Source organism: Pseudomonas sp. TWR1-1-4 (genome assembly GCF_049897165.1).
Classification (GTDB): Bacteria; Pseudomonadota; Gammaproteobacteria; order Pseudomonadales; family Pseudomonadaceae; genus Aquipseudomonas; species Aquipseudomonas canadensis.
Map to the genome: position 1 here is coordinate 685,671 of NZ_JAFCVS010000003.1, position 16,679 is coordinate 702,349.

General features: G+C 60.4%; 18 protein-coding genes. 11 read left to right on the plus strand and 7 right to left on the minus strand.

What is annotated here, in order from left to right; genetic code table 11:
* Window positions 1-38: 38 nt before the first annotated feature.
* Window positions 39-314, minus strand: a complete 276-nt coding sequence (locus ACP7C6_RS11560; RefSeq protein ID WP_305382227.1) for a hypothetical protein — start codon at window positions 312-314, stop codon at window positions 39-41.
* Window positions 315-467: 153 nt separating this feature from the next.
* Between ACP7C6_RS11560 and ACP7C6_RS11565 the strand changes: the two genes are divergently transcribed.
* The 5 genes from ACP7C6_RS11565 (at window position 468) to copD (ending at window position 4,793) form a co-directional block, all read left to right on the plus strand.
* Window positions 468-857, plus strand: a complete 390-nt coding sequence (locus tag ACP7C6_RS11565) for a hypothetical protein (RefSeq protein ID WP_028617398.1) — start codon at window positions 468-470, stop codon at window positions 855-857.
* Window positions 858-984: 127 nt separating this feature from the next.
* Window positions 985-2,682, plus strand: a complete 1,698-nt coding sequence (locus tag ACP7C6_RS11570; RefSeq protein WP_426108763.1) for a copper resistance system multicopper oxidase — start codon at window positions 985-987, stop codon at window positions 2,680-2,682.
* Between the two features lie 10 nt (window positions 2,683-2,692).
* Window positions 2,693-3,505: a copper resistance protein B gene (locus tag ACP7C6_RS11575; protein WP_426108764.1), complete on the plus strand. Its 813-nt coding sequence runs from the start codon at window positions 2,693-2,695 to the stop codon at window positions 3,503-3,505.
* 50 nt (window positions 3,506-3,555) lie between these two features.
* A complete protein-coding gene (gene copC, locus ACP7C6_RS11580; protein ID WP_426108765.1) occupies window positions 3,556-3,942 on the plus strand; it encodes a copper homeostasis periplasmic binding protein CopC in 387 nt (128 codons plus the stop codon).
* The gene (gene copD / locus ACP7C6_RS11585; protein WP_028617394.1) at window positions 3,939-4,793 is read left to right on the plus strand and encodes a copper homeostasis membrane protein CopD; all 855 of its coding nucleotides are present in this window, start codon (window positions 3,939-3,941) and stop codon (window positions 4,791-4,793) included. Before copC ends, copD begins: the two co-directional genes overlap by 4 nt.
* Here copD and ACP7C6_RS11590 read toward each other — a convergent pair.
* From ACP7C6_RS11590 to ACP7C6_RS11600, 3 genes are all read right to left on the minus strand, one after another.
* The gene (locus ACP7C6_RS11590) at window positions 4,790-5,656 is read right to left on the minus strand and encodes a DUF6279 family lipoprotein (protein WP_028617393.1); all 867 of its coding nucleotides are present in this window, start codon (window positions 5,654-5,656) and stop codon (window positions 4,790-4,792) included. The two genes, copD and ACP7C6_RS11590, sit on opposite strands and share 4 nt — an antisense overlap.
* A 65-nt stretch (window positions 5,657-5,721) precedes the next feature.
* A complete protein-coding gene (locus ACP7C6_RS11595) occupies window positions 5,722-6,444 on the minus strand; it encodes a TorF family putative porin (RefSeq protein ID WP_028617392.1) in 723 nt (240 codons plus the stop codon).
* Window positions 6,445-6,650: 206 nt separating this feature from the next.
* Complete coding sequence (locus tag ACP7C6_RS11600; RefSeq protein WP_003193095.1) at window positions 6,651-6,830, minus strand: hypothetical protein; 180 nt, start codon at window positions 6,828-6,830, stop codon at window positions 6,651-6,653.
* A gap of 311 nt (window positions 6,831-7,141) precedes the next feature.
* Here ACP7C6_RS11600 and ACP7C6_RS11605 point away from each other — a divergent pair, with 311 nt between their 5' ends.
* The 3 genes from ACP7C6_RS11605 to ACP7C6_RS11615 all read left to right on the plus strand — a co-directional run bounded on the left by ACP7C6_RS11605 (window position 7,142) and on the right by ACP7C6_RS11615 (window position 10,071).
* Window positions 7,142-7,978 carry a CvfB family protein gene (locus tag ACP7C6_RS11605; protein WP_028617391.1) on the plus strand — a complete coding sequence of 279 codons (837 nt, stop codon included), beginning with the start codon at window positions 7,142-7,144 and terminating at the stop codon, window positions 7,976-7,978.
* 52 nt (window positions 7,979-8,030) lie between these two features.
* Window positions 8,031-8,429, plus strand: a complete 399-nt coding sequence (locus tag ACP7C6_RS11610; RefSeq protein WP_028617390.1) for a DUF2177 family protein — start codon at window positions 8,031-8,033, stop codon at window positions 8,427-8,429.
* 199 nt (window positions 8,430-8,628) lie between these two features.
* Window positions 8,629-10,071: an NCS1 family nucleobase:cation symporter-1 gene (locus ACP7C6_RS11615; RefSeq protein ID WP_028617389.1), complete on the plus strand. Its 1,443-nt coding sequence runs from the start codon at window positions 8,629-8,631 to the stop codon at window positions 10,069-10,071.
* Here ACP7C6_RS11615 and ACP7C6_RS11620 read toward each other — a convergent pair.
* Window positions 9,983-11,191, minus strand: coding sequence for an MFS transporter (locus ACP7C6_RS11620; RefSeq protein WP_028617388.1), 1,209 nt, complete (start codon window positions 11,189-11,191; stop codon window positions 9,983-9,985). The two genes, ACP7C6_RS11615 and ACP7C6_RS11620, sit on opposite strands and share 89 nt — an antisense overlap.
* A 103-nt stretch (window positions 11,192-11,294) precedes the next feature.
* Here ACP7C6_RS11620 and ptrR point away from each other — a divergent pair, with 103 nt between their 5' ends.
* From ptrR to ACP7C6_RS11635, 3 genes are all read left to right on the plus strand, one after another.
* A complete protein-coding gene (gene ptrR, locus ACP7C6_RS11625; protein ID WP_122687305.1) occupies window positions 11,295-12,188 on the plus strand; it encodes a putrescine utilization regulator PtrR in 894 nt (297 codons plus the stop codon).
* A 142-nt stretch (window positions 12,189-12,330) separates the two neighbouring features.
* Window positions 12,331-12,453, plus strand: a complete 123-nt coding sequence (locus tag ACP7C6_RS11630) for a PA1414 family protein (protein ID WP_003193089.1) — start codon at window positions 12,331-12,333, stop codon at window positions 12,451-12,453.
* A gap of 234 nt (window positions 12,454-12,687) precedes the next feature.
* A complete protein-coding gene (locus ACP7C6_RS11635; protein WP_028617386.1) occupies window positions 12,688-13,290 on the plus strand; it encodes a peptidoglycan recognition protein family protein in 603 nt (200 codons plus the stop codon).
* A 443-nt stretch (window positions 13,291-13,733) separates the two neighbouring features.
* Here ACP7C6_RS11635 and ACP7C6_RS11640 read toward each other — a convergent pair whose 3' ends face one another.
* Both ACP7C6_RS11640 and ACP7C6_RS11645 read right to left on the minus strand, forming a co-directional pair.
* Complete coding sequence (locus tag ACP7C6_RS11640; protein WP_028617385.1) at window positions 13,734-15,116, minus strand: sodium:solute symporter; 1,383 nt, start codon at window positions 15,114-15,116, stop codon at window positions 13,734-13,736.
* A 34-nt stretch (window positions 15,117-15,150) separates the two neighbouring features.
* Window positions 15,151-16,662 (minus strand): purine-cytosine permease family protein, encoded by a 1,512-nt coding sequence (locus ACP7C6_RS11645; RefSeq protein ID WP_028617384.1) that lies wholly within the window; start codon window positions 16,660-16,662, stop codon window positions 15,151-15,153.
* Window positions 16,663-16,679 lie beyond the last annotated feature (17 nt).

Here is a 16,679-nt window from a genome sequence, read left to right on the forward strand (position 1 = left end):
GTGAAAAAACCGGACGATTGTCCGGTTTTTTTATGCCGTCAGTTTTTGGCCTTGGTGGCTGCTTCCTTGAGCTCTTTCAGGCGAGCATCGATCAACTGGCACTTGTCGGGGAATTCTGCGCTTTCGGTATCCAAGTCCATCTTTTGCAGCTCGTCGTTTATCTCCTTGGCCTTGGTCGGGTTCTGCTCGGTCAGCTTGGCCACTTCCTGAGCCAGTTGCTCGCGCTTGGCGGTAGCCTCGTCTGGCGTACAGGCCCAGGCGGGCAGGGCGGTCAACAATGCGGCGGCGATGGCCAGGTTCATCAGGGTTTTCATGGGGGGACCTCCTTGGCAGGGATATTCAGTTGAGGTCGCGGGCACCTGGAAAGTTCACGCCAATGACGCTCGTCTCCTGGGCTGAACGGCCAGTGGCGCGGCGGGTCACACCTTTAACGGGCTACTTTCCACTCGCCCGCAGGAGGAATCAGGATGACGACTTACAACTGGGATTTGATCGAACGTCTGCTGCATGAAGTGCAGAACGGCGAGGGCAGCTTCGCCCCGCGCAAATACGCCGAGCAGGAAGCGGCCGAGAAGGCCACGGCGGGCGAGTCCACCGGCAACCTGGACGCGCTCAAGAAGACTGCTGCGGATTATGAAGCGCTGCTGTTCAAGCGCGGTTTTATCGAATCGCGCCCCGAAGATGAGGGCGGGAATGGCGAGAATTTCATCCTGACCCCGCTGGGCGCGCAGTTGCTGGCGCTGATCGACAGTTCGATTCCGGGCAACGATCATCCACGGCAGGTGCTGGATGAGCAATCCGACGCGCTGGACCCGACGACCTTCGCCGAGGTCGCCTCCAAGGCCCAGATCGCCTGATATCCATTACGCCCCGGCATGCTCGTAACGCCGGGGCGAAACTGTCAGATCGGTAATCTGCCGCTAAGCTGGCTGACAGCCGACCCTGCCTACTCTGCTGCCATTCAACTCATGGAATTGAATCGGCATGCACTCCAATACCTCCCGACGAACCTTCGTCAAAGGCTTGGCCGCCGGCGGCTTGCTGGGCGGGCTCGGCCTCTGGCGCAGCCCGGTCTGGGCCTTGACCAGCCCCGGCCAGCCCACGGTGCTGGCCGGCACCGAGTTTGATCTGTTCATCGACCAGACCCCCGTCAACCTCACCGGCCGCCACCGCACGGCGCTGACCATCAATGGCGGCTTGCCCGGCCCGCTGCTGCGCTGGCGCGAAGGCGACACCGTGACCTTGCGCGTGAAGAACCGCTTGGCCGGACCGACGTCGATCCACTGGCACGGCATTCTCCTGCCGTCGAACATGGACGGCGTACCGGGCTTGAGCTTCAAGGGCATCGAGCCGGGTGGCGTGTTTGTCTACCAATTCACGGTCAAGCAGCACGGCACTTACTGGTACCACAGCCATTCCGGGTTCCAGGAACAGCAGGGCGTGTATGGCCCGCTGGTGATCGACCCGAGAGAGCCCGAGCCCTACACCTACCAGCGCGACTACGTGGTGATGCTGTCGGACTGGACCGACGAAGACCCGGTCGCCTTGATGAAAACCCTCAAGAAACAGTCCGATTACTACAATCTGCACAAGCCCACCGTGGGCGACTTCGTGCGGGATGTGGGCAAGCAAGGCTGGTCGGCCACGATTGCCGATCGCCTGATGTGGGCGCAGATGAAAATGAACCCCACGGACTTGGCCGATGTCAGCGGCGAGACCTACACCTACCTGCTCAACGGCCAACCGCCGGAGCGCAACTGGACCGGTGTGTTTCAGGCTGGCGAGACGATCCGGTTGCGCGTTATCAACGGCTCGGCAATGAGCTACTTCGATGTGCGCATTCCGGGGCTGAAGATGATCGTGATTGCCGCCGATGGCCAGCCAGTGCAGCCGGTGAGCGTGGACGAGTTCCGTATCGCCGTGGCGGAGACCTTCGATGTGCTGGTCGAGCCGACGGCCGAGGCTTACACGCTGTTCGCCCAGTCAATGGACCGCAGTGGTTATGCCCGCGGCACGCTTGCCCGACAAACCGGGGCGACGGCCCCCGTACCGGCACTGGACCCGCGCCCCTGGATCACCATGGACGACATGGGCATGGGTGGCATGGACCACGGTGCCATGGCGGATATGCCGGGCATGGATCACAGTGCCATGTCGATGCAGGCCCATCCTGCCAGCGAGCAAGACAACCCGCTGGTGGATATGCAGGCCATGAGCCCGGTGCCCAAGCTCGACGATCCCGGTATCGGCCTGCGCAACAACGGCCGGCGCGTCCTGACGTATGCCGACTTGCGCAGCACCTTTGAAGACCCCGACGGGCGCGATCCCAGCCGCACCATTGAACTGCACCTCACCGGACATATGGAGAAGTTCGCCTGGTCGTTCAATGGCGTGAAGTTTTCCGATGCCGAGCCCTTGCAGCTGGCCTACGGCGAGCGAGTTCGGCTGGTGCTGGTCAACGACACCATGATGAGTCATCCCATCCACCTGCACGGCCTGTGGAGTGACTTGGAAGACGAAAACGGCCAGTTCCAGGTGCGCAAGCACACCATCGACATGCCGCCGGGCTCACGGCGCAGCTACCGAGTGACTGCCGATGCGTTGGGGCGTTGGGCCTATCACTGCCATCTGCTGTACCACATGGAAATGGGCATGTTCCGTGAGGTACGCGTGCATGAATGAGGACGCGAGCATGAGCCGTGTTTTAACTGTCCTGATCGGGCTGGCGTTCGCTCCATCGGCGCTGGCCGACGAATTCCAGGGCATGAGCCCGGCGACACCGGCGCTCACCGAGAGTCGCACACCGATTCCCGTGTTGACTGCCGCCGATCGCGCTGCGGTCTACAACGCGGCTGGTGGGCACAGGGTCCACGACAGTGGCATCAATTCCCTGCTGCTGATCAACCAGTTGGAATGGCAGGGCGGCGAGGGCGACGGCGCGCTGAATTGGGATATCAAGGGGTGGGTCGGTGGCGATATCGATCGCCTGTGGCTACGCAGTGAAGGCGAGCGCAGTGCCGGTCGCACCGAAAGCGCCGAAGCCCAGGCGTTGTGGGGGCATGCCATCACACCCTGGTGGGACTTGGTGGGTGGTGTGCGCCAGGACTTCAAGCCAGGGGACGGCCAGACCTGGGCGGCGTTCGGGGCCCAGGGCATGGCTCTTTACAACTTTGAAGCCGAAGCCACGGTTTTTGTCGGTGAAGCAGGGCGTACTGCTGCGAGATTGGAGGGCGATTACGACATTCTGCTGACCCATCGGCTGATCCTGCAGCCCACCGCCGAACTCAACTTCTATGGGCGCAACGATCCGCAGCGCGGCGTTGGTTCGGGCCTGTCGGACAGTGAGCTGGGCCTGAGGCTGCGTTACGAAGTGCGCCGCGAATTTGCGCCCTATGTGGGCGTGACATGGAATCGCAGCTACGGCCAAACCGCGCAATACGCCCGAGATGACGGCGAAGACACGAACCAGGTGCGCTGGGTCGTGGGTGTGCGCCTGTGGTTCTGACGTTTCTATTTTTCCTATAACTCGCCGCCACGAGCGGCCTGGAGCCTTGCATGTCGAATTTTAAAACCGCCCTGGCGGGCGTTGTGCTGTGCGCCGGAGTGATCGCCAGCCTGGCGGCCTCGGCCCATCCGAAGTTGTTGTCGTCCACGCCAGCGTCCGGTGCCCAGGGCGCGGCACCGGCAGTCATTGAACTGCGGTTCTCGGAAAACCTGTTGACGCAGTTTTCCGGCGCCAAGCTGATCATGACCGATATGCCCGGCATGCCCAATTCGCCGATGCCGGTCAAGGCCAGTGTCGCGGCCAGTAGTGATCCTAAGGTGATGTTGATCAAGCCGGCCTCCACACTGATGACCGGGACCTATCGGGTCGATTGGCGGGCCGTGTCTTCCGACACGCACCCGATCCTTGGCAACGTGGTGTTCAGCGTCCAGCCATGAGTGAACTGGTCCCGGTGTTACTGCGTTTCGCGCTGTATCTGGACTTGATGCTGGTATTCGGCCTGGGGCTGTTTGGCCTGTATGCAGACAGCAAGTTGCTGAATCTGAAACCGCTGCTGCGCAGGTTGGCGGCGCTGGGTTTGCTGCTGTCGTTGGCGTCGCTGCTGTCCATGACCCAGGCCATGAGCGGCGCCGAGGATTGGCCGACACTGTGGACGCACCTGCAGATGATGCTCTGGCAGACCGAGCTGGGCTGGACGTGGTGGTTGCGCATTGCGGCGCTGGTGCTGGTTGCGCTCAGTACCCGATTGGCCACCGTGTTCGGCGGTGTCGCGTTGGTGACGCTGGCGTGGGTCGGGCATGGCGTGATGCATGAGGGCTCGTTGGGGCAGTGGCATCTGCTAAGCGACAGTGCGCATCTGCTGGCAGCGGCGGGCTGGGTCGGGGCATTGGCGGCGTTCGGGCTGATGCTGGCGAATGCGTCTGAGCAGGCGGTGCAGGTGCTGGCACACGCCTTGGCGGGCTTCGAGCGTGTTGGTGTGGTCTTCGTCGCGGTACTGATCGGCACGGGCGTGGCGAATTATCTGTTTGTGGTCGGGCCGAACCTGGACGGCATCACCGGCGGTGTCTACGCAATCCTGTTGTGCTTGAAGTTGGGGGTGTTCGGCTTGATGTTGGGGCTGGCGGCGCTCAATCGCTCGCACTTGACGCCCCTGCTTCAGCGCTCTCTCGCGGCGGGTGACCACAGAGCGGCGCGTAATGCCTTGCGTCGCAGCATCACCCTGGAGTTCGGGGCGGTGGTGCTGATCCTGGGGCTTGTGGCCTGGCTGGGGACCTTGGCACCCAGCTAGGGCTGCACGCTCTTCAGGCATTTAAGCGCCTGGAAATCGCTGCGCACCTTGTCGATTTTCTGGGTGAGTTTCTGCCGTTGCTGCACAGTGCTTTCGGCCATCACGTCGACAATCAGGCTGCGGGCCGCGGCTTCCGTCTGTGCATAGGCGGTGCGATATTGCGGGGTCCACAGGTTTTCGCGGTCCACCAGCAACTGCTGCATTTTCTGCGGGAAGTCGGCGTTTTTGCGCTGTTGCACGGCGTCGATAAATTGCGCCTGCCAGCGGGCGCGGTTGCCGATCCATTCATGGTTCTGCTCGCCCAGCGCGATGGACCAGGCGGTCACCCGGTTCTGCTGGCTGGCGCTGAGCGGGCCGATCCAGGCGTCCAGGCGTTTGCTCATGCGCTCGGCGCGGTCCTTGATCTGCTGGGCCAGGGGCGGCTTGAGGTATTCGTCCTGGCGCTTGCGCAGGTCCTTGGCCAGGGCGTCGCTCATTTCCTTGACCTGCTGGTCGTCCAGGCCTTGGAGCAGTTCGATGGCGGAGGGCGTGATCTCACGGGCGACTTCGTCGATGGCCTGTTTGGCCTCGGTGGTCCGGGCCTGGAGCGCGGCGTCGGTCACCTGGTTGTCGTTGGCCATCTGTTGCAGGCGGTCCAGCCAATCCAGGTAACCCGGCAATTGCGTGGTGCAATGCCAGGCCAGGTGTTCCTTGAGCTTGTCGTTGAACCAACTCTTCTGCCCGGCATTCATGTCCAGGTAGTCATTGAGGGTCCAGGGAATGATCACGTCGAGGTTGCGATAGGCCAGGCCCACGCGATTGCAACCGGTGAGCACCAGGCTCAGGGTCAGCAGTACCACCAGTAGTTTGAGCCGACGCAGCATGGGCGGGTCCTTCGCAGAGTGGGTTATCACATGTGAACCCGCGCCGGGTGCGACAGTTCAGCCCCTCAATAAAACGACCGTGCGGCCTTCAACGTCAACAGGCCATCGCATTGCGAGTTGTGTCCGGAATAGGCCGAGCAATCCCCGCCGCTGAGGCTGGAATCGCTGTAGATCAGGTTCAAGTCCACGCCCATCCACTGTCGGGAGAATTGCACCGACCAGTCGCTGAAGGTCCGAATGGAGCCTCCGTCCACCGCGACCGGGGTGCCCAACTGATGAGTGGTGTATTTCATGCTGACGCCGATGCCGAACGGCTGGGTGCCGCCGAGGTCGGCAAACAGGGTGCTGTCCTGGCGGTCCGGGTCGTTGCTGAAGGAGGCGCCGAAGCGATTGCCCAGCAGGTTCAGGCCGCCGTAGAACTCCTGGCTGTCGAGGGGGCTGAGCGTGGGGTAGCTGTAGTGGATCAGGCCCACTTCGTAGCCCAACGTCTGGTCGAAGGGGTGCTTGAAGCCCATGTAGGAATCGACTTCGAGGTTGCTGGACGAAGACAGGCCCATGTTCGGTGAAAACTGGCCGAAGTACAGGCCGCTGTCGTGGCTCAGGTCCAGCCCACCATGGAATGAATCGCTGCCGGGAGACGTTGGCTTGACCAGGCCCTGGGCCATGCTGCGGCTGGGCGTCGTGCCCAATTTCAAGTCGAAGTCACCCAATTCACGCTGGAAGATCTGGGCTTCGGCGAGAGGGCTGGCAATCAGGGCGCCGACCAGGAATATGCAGGGTTTGAACATGCTTCACTCCATGAAAAGCGAGGAGCAGTAACGGAGAAAATCGGGCAGATGCCCGTGCTAGACGTGTGCAAGCATACCGGCGAATGCCAGGCGGTGAGGCCCGTTCGTCGATTAGCGCGATGATGAAGGTCAGCAGAGGGTATTTCGGGCTCTAGTCCTAGCGCCTTGATGGCAAGACGCTTAGGGACCAGGTGTGTTGCGCGGTATTACTTTTTACCCAGGCTGATCTGCTTGGATGGGCCGAAAGTCTGGCCGCTCACGCCCTTGGCAATCTGCTGGATTTCGCCGCCGGACTTGAGGAATGCAGCAATCTGGCTGTTGATCGATTCGCTGGTTTCAACGGCGGGAGCTGGCTTTGCTTTGCTGTTGGATGCTTTTACGCGCATGGCGGCCACTAACCTGTAGAAAATTAACTTGGCCAGGCATCGTACAGGAAATACTTGACAATTGCTTGGCAAATATCCCCTGGGAATAAGTGGCGCGATGGGGAATAGCCGAAGTTCATCGTTGAAATAATCCTCTAACTTACTGTTTTAGCTCGAAACCATGGAGCTATCCATGACCGACTGCGCGGAAAAAATGGGTCGATTGATCAGACGAGCGGGGCGGAGCCATGACAACCCGCGATTTTTCAGGCGCGCGCGCGTGGCGCGCACAACTCGGGTAGAATGCCGCCCACGTAATGAGGGTATTGAAAATGGCTTTGGTCGGGCGCTACAACAGCTTGCAAGTGGTTAAACACACTAACTTTGGTTTGTACCTGGACGGTGCGCAAGATGGCGAAATCCTCTTGCCTAATCGGTATATCCCCAAAGATATTCCTAGTGAAGATGAAGACTGGCTTAACGTTTTCATTTATCTGGACAGCGATGACAAACTTATCGCCACGACTGAAAAGCCCAAAGTTCAAGTGGGTGAATTCGCCAGTTTGAAAGTGGTGGAAGTCAACAGCATTGGCGTGTTCCTCGACTGGGGTTTGCCCAAGGACCTGTTGCTGCCGTATTCGGAAGAAAAGCGCCAGTTGACCGCAGGCGAATACTGCGTGGTGCATGTCTACCTCGACAAACACACCAAGCGCATCACCGCCACTGCACGCCTGGATCGCTACCTGGACAAGACCCCTGCCAACTACCAGGTGGGCCAGGAGGTCGACCTGCTGGTGGCCGAAGCCACTGACATGGGCTTTAAGGCGATCATCAACAACAAGCACTGGGGCCTGATCCACAAGAACGAAGTGTTCAAGTTCCTGCGCCCAGGGAAAGAAGAGAAGGGCTTTATCAAAGAGATCCGCGCCGATGGCAACATCAGCCTGAGCCTGCAGCCGGTCGGCCAGGAAGCGGCCTCCAGTCTCAACTCGAAGATCCTCGCCAAGTTGCGTGAAAACAACGGCAGCTTGCCGGTCAGCGACAAGAGTGATCCGGCGGTGATCAGCAACTTGTTCGGCGTGAGCAAGGGCAACTTCAAGAAGGCCATTGGTGCGTTGTACAAGCAGGGCCAGATTGTGATTCACGCGGATCGCATTGAACTAAGCTGACCACGCTTTGCTCTTCTGTAGACGCTCGTCGGCGTCTACAGAGGCTGCACCAATGACCAAGAAATCGCTGCTCGCCTACCTCGGCACGTTGCTCGCCTTCCTAGTGCTGGACGGTCTCTGGCTCGGTGTCCTCATGGGCCCCACCTACAAATCCCTGCTGGGTCCACTGATGCTGGACCAGCCCCGTCTGTTGCCCGCCACATTCTTCTATCTCCTTTACGTGCTCGGTTGCGTGGTGTTAGTGGTCTTGCCCAGCGCAAGCTGGCAACGCGCAGCACGCCTGGGTGCCTTATTGGGCCTGGTCGCCTACGGCACCTATGACTTGAGCAACTGGGCCACGCTGAAAGCATGGTCTGCGCAGTTGGCGGTCATGGACATGGCGTGGGGCACCTTCTTGACCGCAGCCTGCTGCACGGTGGGCTATCTGTGTGCACATCGAGTGCAGCGCTGATTGTGTACAGGATTATTGTGCACCGTTGCTGAGCGTAGGCCCTGTGTCCACGCCTGCTCCCCTCCCTTTGGAACACCGTTCCAGAGGGGTTGCGTTCAATTGGCACGCATTCTGCTGAACACCTCGTATACAAACCATGCCGCCTCCCGTATGCATCCCCGTGACGGAAGCGCAGGCCGGTATTTCGAGGAGCCCCGCGATGACCGAACAATTGCCCAAAGGCTACAGCCCGCGCCTGTACAACCAGGACCTGGGCCCGCTGCCGCAAAAGTGGAACTGGTACAACATCTTTGCTTTCTGGATGAGCGACGTGCACAGCGTCGGCGGTTATGTGTTTGCCGCCAGCCTGTTCGCCTTGGGCTTGGCCAGTTGGCAAGTACTCATCGCCTTGCTCGCCGGTATCTGCATTGTGCAACTGATCGCCAACCTGGTGGCCAAGCCGAGTCAGCAAGCCGCTGTGCCTTATCCCGTGATCTGTCGCCTGGCGTTTGGTGTGTTCGGCGCGAATATTCCTGCGGTGATTCGCGGCTTGATCGCCGTGGCCTGGTACGGGATTCAGACGTACCTGGCGTCGAGCGCCTTGATCATCGTGGTGCTGCGTTTCTTCCCACAGATGGCGGTGTACGCGGAGCCGCATTTTGCGGGCTTGTCTTACCTTGGCTGGTTTGGTTTCCTCAGCCTGTGGCTGTTGCAAGCGGCGGTGTTCTGGGCCGGCATGGAGTCCATCCGCCGTTTTATCGATTGGGCCGGGCCGGTGGTCTATGCGGTGATGTTCGCCCTGGCGGGTTGGATCGTGTGGAAGGCGGGCTGGTCGAACATCAGCTTCACCCTGGCGGAAAAATCCCTGTCGGGCTGGCAGGCATTCGGTCAGGTGATCGTGGCGACGGCGTTGGTGGTGTCGTACTTCTCCGGGCCGACCCTGAACTTCGGCGACTTCAGCCGCTACTGCCGCAGCATGCAGGACGTACGGCGCGGCAACTTCTGGGGGCTGCCGGTGAATTTCCTGGCATTTTCCCTGGTCACCGTGGTGATAGTCTCGGGCACCTTGCCGGTGTTTGGCGAAATGCTGCATGACCCGATCGCCACGGTTTCGCGCATCGATAACAGCATGGCGGTGTTGCTGGGCGCCTTTGCTTTTGTCACCGCAACCATCGGCATCAATATCGTCGCCAACTTCGTGTCCCCAGCCTTTGACTTCGCCAACGTCGCGCCGAGCAAAATCAGCTGGCGCGCGGGCGGGATGATCGCCGCCGTGGCGTCGATCTTCATCACACCGTGGAACCTGTTCAATAACCCGTTGATGATCCACTACACCCTGGATATTCTCGCGGCCTTCATTGGGCCACTGTTCGGCATTCTGCTGGTGGATTTCTACCTGATCAAAAAACAGCAGATCGATGTGGACGCGTTGTTCGATGACAGCCCCAGCGGGCGCTACTACTTCGACGGCGGCGTGAACTGGACGGCGGTCAAGGCGCTGGTGCCCGCGACGCTGGTGGGCGTCGCGATCACCTTTATCCCGGCGTTGCAGGGCATGGCCAACTTCGCCTGGTTTACCGGCTGCTTCCTGGGTGGGCTGTTTTTCCTGGTGTTGGCGCGGCGTGAACAGCTGCGCGTGCCTGCGCCGCTGGTTGCCGGCTGACCAGAATCGAGCCCGCCACCAGTAATCCGGCGCCGGCGACTACCAGTGCCGGTTGCAGCCCGCCACTCAGATGGCTGCTGACCGAGGCCAGTAACGGGCCGCTCAATTGGCCGATGGCGAAGCTGGCGGTCAGCAGTCCGGTGCTGCGCTGATAGCCGTGGGGGGCAACGTCCCGCAGGCGGGCCATCACCAACTGCATGCAAGCCAGGAACGGTCCGCCGCACAGCAACACCCCCAGTGCCAGGCCCCAGCCATTGCCCAGCAAGCAGGCAAACACCCCGGCCGCTTGCAGCCACAATGTAGTCATCAGCCAGCGGCGAGTGGTGTCTGGGTCCTTGCGGCGCAGGGTCGCCACTACCACGCCAATCGCGGCGGCCAAGCCAAAGCACGGCCAGAACAGATCAGCTTGCCAGGCACCCTTGAATTGCGCGCTGGCCATCTGCGACAGGAACGTCGCCGGAATGATGTAGCCAAGACCATACAGCACATAGATCCAGCACAAGTGCGCGATGCTGCCGTTGCTGCCACCATCGGTCTGGCCGACAACGGGCGTGCCGCTGGCGGAGGGCTTCGGCAGGAAAGGCAAGATGGCCAGCAACATCACCAGCGCCACCCCGCCATACACCAGCCACAATGTGCCCGAATTTTGCCCCATCAGGTTCGATCCCAACGCCAGTAAGCCAGTCAACAAAATCCCCAGCCCCGGTCCGGCAAAGACCAAGGCACCCATGCGCGCACGCCCGGCGGCAATCGCCAGCGGCTGGCTCAGGCTGGTGATCATCACCAGGGCCCAGGCACTCGCGACCCCGGTGCCAAAGCGCAGCAACAGGTGCGGCCAGAACCCGTGGGCCCAGTACGACGCGAGCGTCAGCAGTACACACAACCACAACCCGCCATATAAGCGCCCACGGACATGGTGGTGGCTGCGTGCGAAGATCGAATCCACCGCGCCGACGAAGTAGCCCAGGTAGTTGGCGGCGGCGATCAGGCCGGCGCCGGTCAGGTCGATCTGCCCTTCACTGAGCAGATGGGGCATTTGGGGGGTGAGGGCGAAGCGGCCAATCCCCATCGCCATCATCAGGGCGACAAAGCTGGCGAGTAAGCGGACTAATGGAGACATGGTCAGTTTTCCTGCGGGTAAACGAATACCCTCAGGCTAAAGCGGATTGACTTTCTGTAAAAATGAATAATAGTGAGTAACTTGTTCAGTTTTGGAGAAAGGTATGGAGTTCAGTCAATTGCGCATTTTCCAGGCGGTGGCGGAAGAGGGCTCCATCACGCGCGCGGCGGACCGCTTGCATCGAGTGCCGTCTAACCTGTCGACACGCCTCAAGCAAATGGAGGAGCAGCTCGGTGTAGAGCTGTTTGTGCGCGAGCGTCAGCGCTTGCAGCTGTCTCCGGCCGGCAAGGTGTTGCTGGACTACAGCACCCGTCTGCTGGCCCTGCATGATGAAGCCCACGGCGCGGTGCAAGGCGGGCAACCGGCCGGCGATTTTGTGGTAGGCAGCATGTACAGCACGGCGGCGGTGCATTTGCCGAAGCTGCTGGCGGGCTATCACAAGGCTTACCCGATGGTGAATCTGCAGGTGCAATCGGCGCCCAGCGGTGAGTTGCTCGAAGGCCTGATTACTGGCCGTCTGGATGCGGCATTTGTGGACGGCCCCATTACCATCGCTTCCCTGGACGGTGTGCCTCTGTGTGAAGAGCGCCTGGTGCTTATTTGCGAGGCCGACCACCCGCCTGTGCGAGGGCCCCAGGATGTTGCGGGACGCTCGGTGTTCACCTTCCGTCGTAGTTGCGCCTATCGCACGCGCCTGGAAACCTGGTTTTCCCACGAGCGCGTGGCCATGGGGCGGGCAATTGAGATCGAGTCTTATCAGGGCATGCTGGCGTGCGTGATCGCTGGCTCCGGGGTGGCGTTGATGTCCGAATCCATGCTTGAGAGCCTGCCAGGCAAGGACAGCGTGTCCGTTCATCCGCTGACAGGGCCTTTTGCCACTGCGACCACCTGGCTCATGTGGCGAAAGGGTATGCTCGGCGCTAACCTCAACGCATGGATCGACCTGCAGCAAGCCAGCAAGACTGCGGTCCTGCAAGACACCCGCGCCATTGCTTGAACGATCCGTCAGGATTTTGATGAATTCAGTAATAGTTCGTTGTGGTTTCGTTCAAGCATTACGTAGGACTTAGGGCTACTATCAGTGTAGGAAAGGGCGACAGAACTTGCGCCTACCAGCATTACCCTCAAAGGGGGCAACCATGAAAGAGAAAATTCAAAACTGGCTCCATGATCTGGGTGTTGCACTGGGCTTGATCGAGCCCCCACTGCAACCCGTGCCGATTCGCACCGATGACGAGCAACGTCGCCCACGTCGCAGGTAAGTCCTGGAAGCGCTCACGTGATTGAATCGCGCGGGCGCTGTTATCTCGGGTCGTTCTTCAGGGCGTGTTCGGTCCCTGTCATCAGGCTGTATTCGCCGTAAATTTCTTAGTGTCCGCAATTGCCTGACGAGGCATGCCTCATTGTCAGAACCTTCTTCTTATTTTGTCATCCGTGCCCTTTTCCAGGTTCGTCCTTCTATATTTTTGCCTTCACATGGATGAATGGGCATTGGAATGTCGAGCATTGATAGCGAAGGCATGTTGATTTCCGACAGAGTCGAACTCCGTCGGTTTCCAACGATTGAGCATGGGGATTTGCGTAGCGTGAGCGCTTTGGTAGTCCACCAGACGGACGCTTCGACGGCGCAACACACCTTTAATGCTTACGTTGCCAAGGGCAATGGAGCGCACTTTCTCATCGAGAAAAATGGCGTGATCTATCAGACGGCGAGCCTCAAAAAACGCTGTTACCACGTTGGGCGTTACCTGCGCTCCAAGTGCCTGGCAACGGATAAGGCGACGTGCGATACCGCTCAAATCCAACCTATCCAGGCACTCACTTGGACCTTGCAGATTCGAGCGCTGGACCGCTATGAGCGCACCAAGGACTACCCTGAGCGATACCCGATGAACGCGGACTCTTTGGGAATTGAACTGGTCGGCAAGCATCTGGATGCTGCCCGTTACGAGGACGTGACCGCTATACAGAATCAATCCCTGCGGTGGTTGGTGGCTGAGTTGTATGGCCATTTCCGCCTGACACCGGAGGACGTCTACACGCATCCGCAAATCTCCTACAAACATCCGGGTGAAGCCAGCAGCGCGGTGTGGCAATGAACCTGCGGCGAGGGTTGTTGGGCATGTGGGGGATACTCGCCGGGTGCGCGGCTTCCGCTCCAGATATCGACAACATCGCTATCTCGGGTTTTCACTCCGAAGAACCGGAGCGCTGTCGACCCAGCGACGTTACGTTGGATGAGCGACAAGTCGCGTCCTTCTTCAAGCGCGCTGAACCTATTGACGCACGCACGCTGCATGACGAGTACGACTGGGCACCTTGTTACCTTGAAGGCACGCTAAAGTCTCGCGGCAAAGTGTGTACTTGGCGGGTGAGGGCGGGGGCGACAGGGGAAATCGAATGCCCTATAACCGAGCAGTATTTTGGCTGTAAATCTTGCGCAGATTTGTTTGAAGAAGCCAGCCGGAATGCTGAGTAAAAAAACGGGCACGACATCCGACGTCGCGCCCGCTGAAGAAACCGCTCTAAACCTCTTTGTATCTTAAACCGCGTTGGCCGCCACACCCTCTGGCCGGCGCGACAGCAAACTCACCACCACAAAACTCACCAGCCCAATCGCCAGGCTGTAATAGATCGGCGTGTTCGCATCCAAGCCATCCTTGATCATGAACACCAACGCCGTCACAAAGCCGAGGGTCATGGACGTAATGGCGCCCGAGGTGGTCGCGCGTTTCCAGAAGATCGCGCCGATCAGCGGGATCAACATACCGCCCACCAACAGGTTGTAGGCCAGGGTCAAGGCGCTGATCACATCGCTCACCACCAGTGCGATACCTAGCACGGCAATACCGGTCAGCATCGTGAACAGGCGGTTGATGGCCAGGCTCGACTGCTTGCCGCCACGCAGGCGCGGCAGCAGGTCTTCGGTCAGTACGGTGGAGGCGGCGAGCAAGCCGGCGCTGGCGGTGGACATCATCGCGGCCAGTGCCGCGGCAATCACCAGGCCGCGGATGCCGTCCGGCAGCGACACTTTCACAATAGCGGCAAACGCATTGTTGACGTTATCCAGGTCCGGGATCAGCACATGCGCGGCCATGCCGATCAATGCACAGGCCAGGCCGTAGAGGATGCAGTAGAAACCGGCGAAAGTGCCTGCGTACTTGGCGACCTTTTCGTCACGGGCGGTGAACACCCGTTGCCAGATGTCCTGGCCGATCAGGATGCCGAAGAAGTAGATCATGAAGTAGGTGATGATCGTGTCCCAACCGATCGCGGTGAAGCTGAAGCTCGATGCGGGCAGCTTGGCCACCAGTTCGTCCCAGCCGCCGACGCGGTACAGGCAGATCGGCAGCAGGATGAACATCAGGCCGACGGTCTTGATCACGAACTGCACGATGTCAGTGAGGGTCAGCGACCACATGCCGCCGATGGTGGAGTACACCACCACCACGCCACCGCCGAGCAGTACCGAGATCCAGAACGGCAGGCCGAACAGCACCTGCAGCACGGTGCCGATGGCGAGGATCGAGGTCACGCCGATCATCAGCGCGTAGGCCAGCATGATCACGGCGCTGGCCTGGCGGGCCATCGGGTTGTAGCGTTTTTCCAGCACCTGGGTCACGGTGAAGATCTTCAGTTTCAACAGTGGCTTGGCCAGGAACAGGTTCAGCGCGATGATGCCCATGCCCAGCGCGGCACACAGCCAGAAGCCGGAGATGCCATGCACGTAGCCCAGCCGCACGGTGCCGACGGTGGACGCACCGCCCAATACCGTGGCGGCCATGGTGCCCATGTACAACGACGGGCCCAGGTTGCGCCCGGCCACCAGGTAGTCTTCGTGGGTCTTGGCGCGGCGCATGCCGTAGTAGCCGAGCACGAGCATGCCGGCGGCGTAGATGAGTACGACGAATAAATCCAAAGCCATGACGGCGGTTCTCCGATTATCTTTTTTATGAGGATCAGGCGGCTTGTTGCAGCGCCGGTTTAACGCGCGCATCCGTGCGCTTGCTGCGAGAGTCGGCCGGCCCATAAACAGCCGCCGGTTCCGGGAACACCCGAAGCAAGGTCAGGTACACCACCGAGGCCAGCCCCAGCGTCACCGGCAGGCTGATATCAATGCCGTCCGCCAGATTGCCCAGCGGCCCGACAAACTGCCCCGGCAGGTTGACGAAGCACAGGCCCACCAGCGCACTCGGGATCCAGGCCCCCAGCCCGCGCCAGTTCCAGCCATGGCTGAACCAGTAGCGGCCGCCGGTTTCTCCACGCGTGAACACCTGCAGGTCATCCGGGCAATAGAAGCCGCGACGCACGATCAGGCCGATGATCATCATCACCATCCACGGCGTGGTGCAGGTGATGATCAGCACGGCGAAGGTCGACACGCTTTGCACGAGGTTGGCGGCGAAACGTCCGATAAAGATGAAGGCAATCGACATCACCCCGATCAGCAACGTGGCCTTGACCCGCGACAGCAGGCGTGGAAACACGCTGGACATGTCCAACCCGGTGCCATACAGCGAAGTAGTGCCGGTAGACATACCGCCGATCACGGCGATCAGGCACACCGGCAGAAAGAACCAGCTCGGTGCCACCGCCAGCAAACCGCCGACATAGTTGTTGGCTGCGATGTAGTCCGGTGCCTTGATCGCCACGATGGTCGCGGTGGCCAAGCCGAACAGGAAGGGGATCAAGGTCGCGATTTGCGCCAGGATCACCGCCAGCATGATGCGTATTTTCGGCGTCTCACGCGGGATGTAGCGCGACCAGTCACCCAAGAACGCGCCGAAGGAAATCGGGTTGCTCATGGCGACCAATGCAGCGCCGATGAACGCCGCCCAGAAGCCGGTCTGACCCAGGGCGACAGTGCCGGCGAAGTGGCTGTCGAAGGCCGGCGCGAACGCGAAGATCCCCAGCAGGAACAGCAGGCTCGCGGCCCACACCGCAATGCGATTGACCCACAGCATGAAGCGAAAACCGTAGATGCACACGGTCAGCACCAGGATCGCGAACACCCCGTAGGCCAGGCCCAGGCTCAGGTCGGTTTCCGGCAAGCCAATCAGGCGTTTCGCACCGCCCACCAGCGCGTCGCCTGAACTCCACACCGACAGTGAGAAGAAGGCAATCGCCGTCAGCAGCGAGAGAAACGAGCCGACAATCCGCCCGTGCACGCCAAAGTGCGCACCTGAAGACACGGCGTTGTTGGTGCCATTGATCGGCCCGAACAGGCCCATGGGCGCCAGGATCAGCGCACCCACCAGCACGCCCAGCACAATCGCCCAGACACCCGCCTGGAACGACAAACCGAACAGTACGGGGAAAGAACCCAGCACGGCGGTGGCAAAGGTATTGGCACCGCCGAAGATCAGTCGGAACAGATCCTTGGGGCCGGCGGTACGCTCGTGGTCCGGGATCTGCTCGACCCCGTTGGTTTCTATCTTGCGAATACTTTTATCGTTGTTTTTATTATTCATGATCTGCTCCGATCACA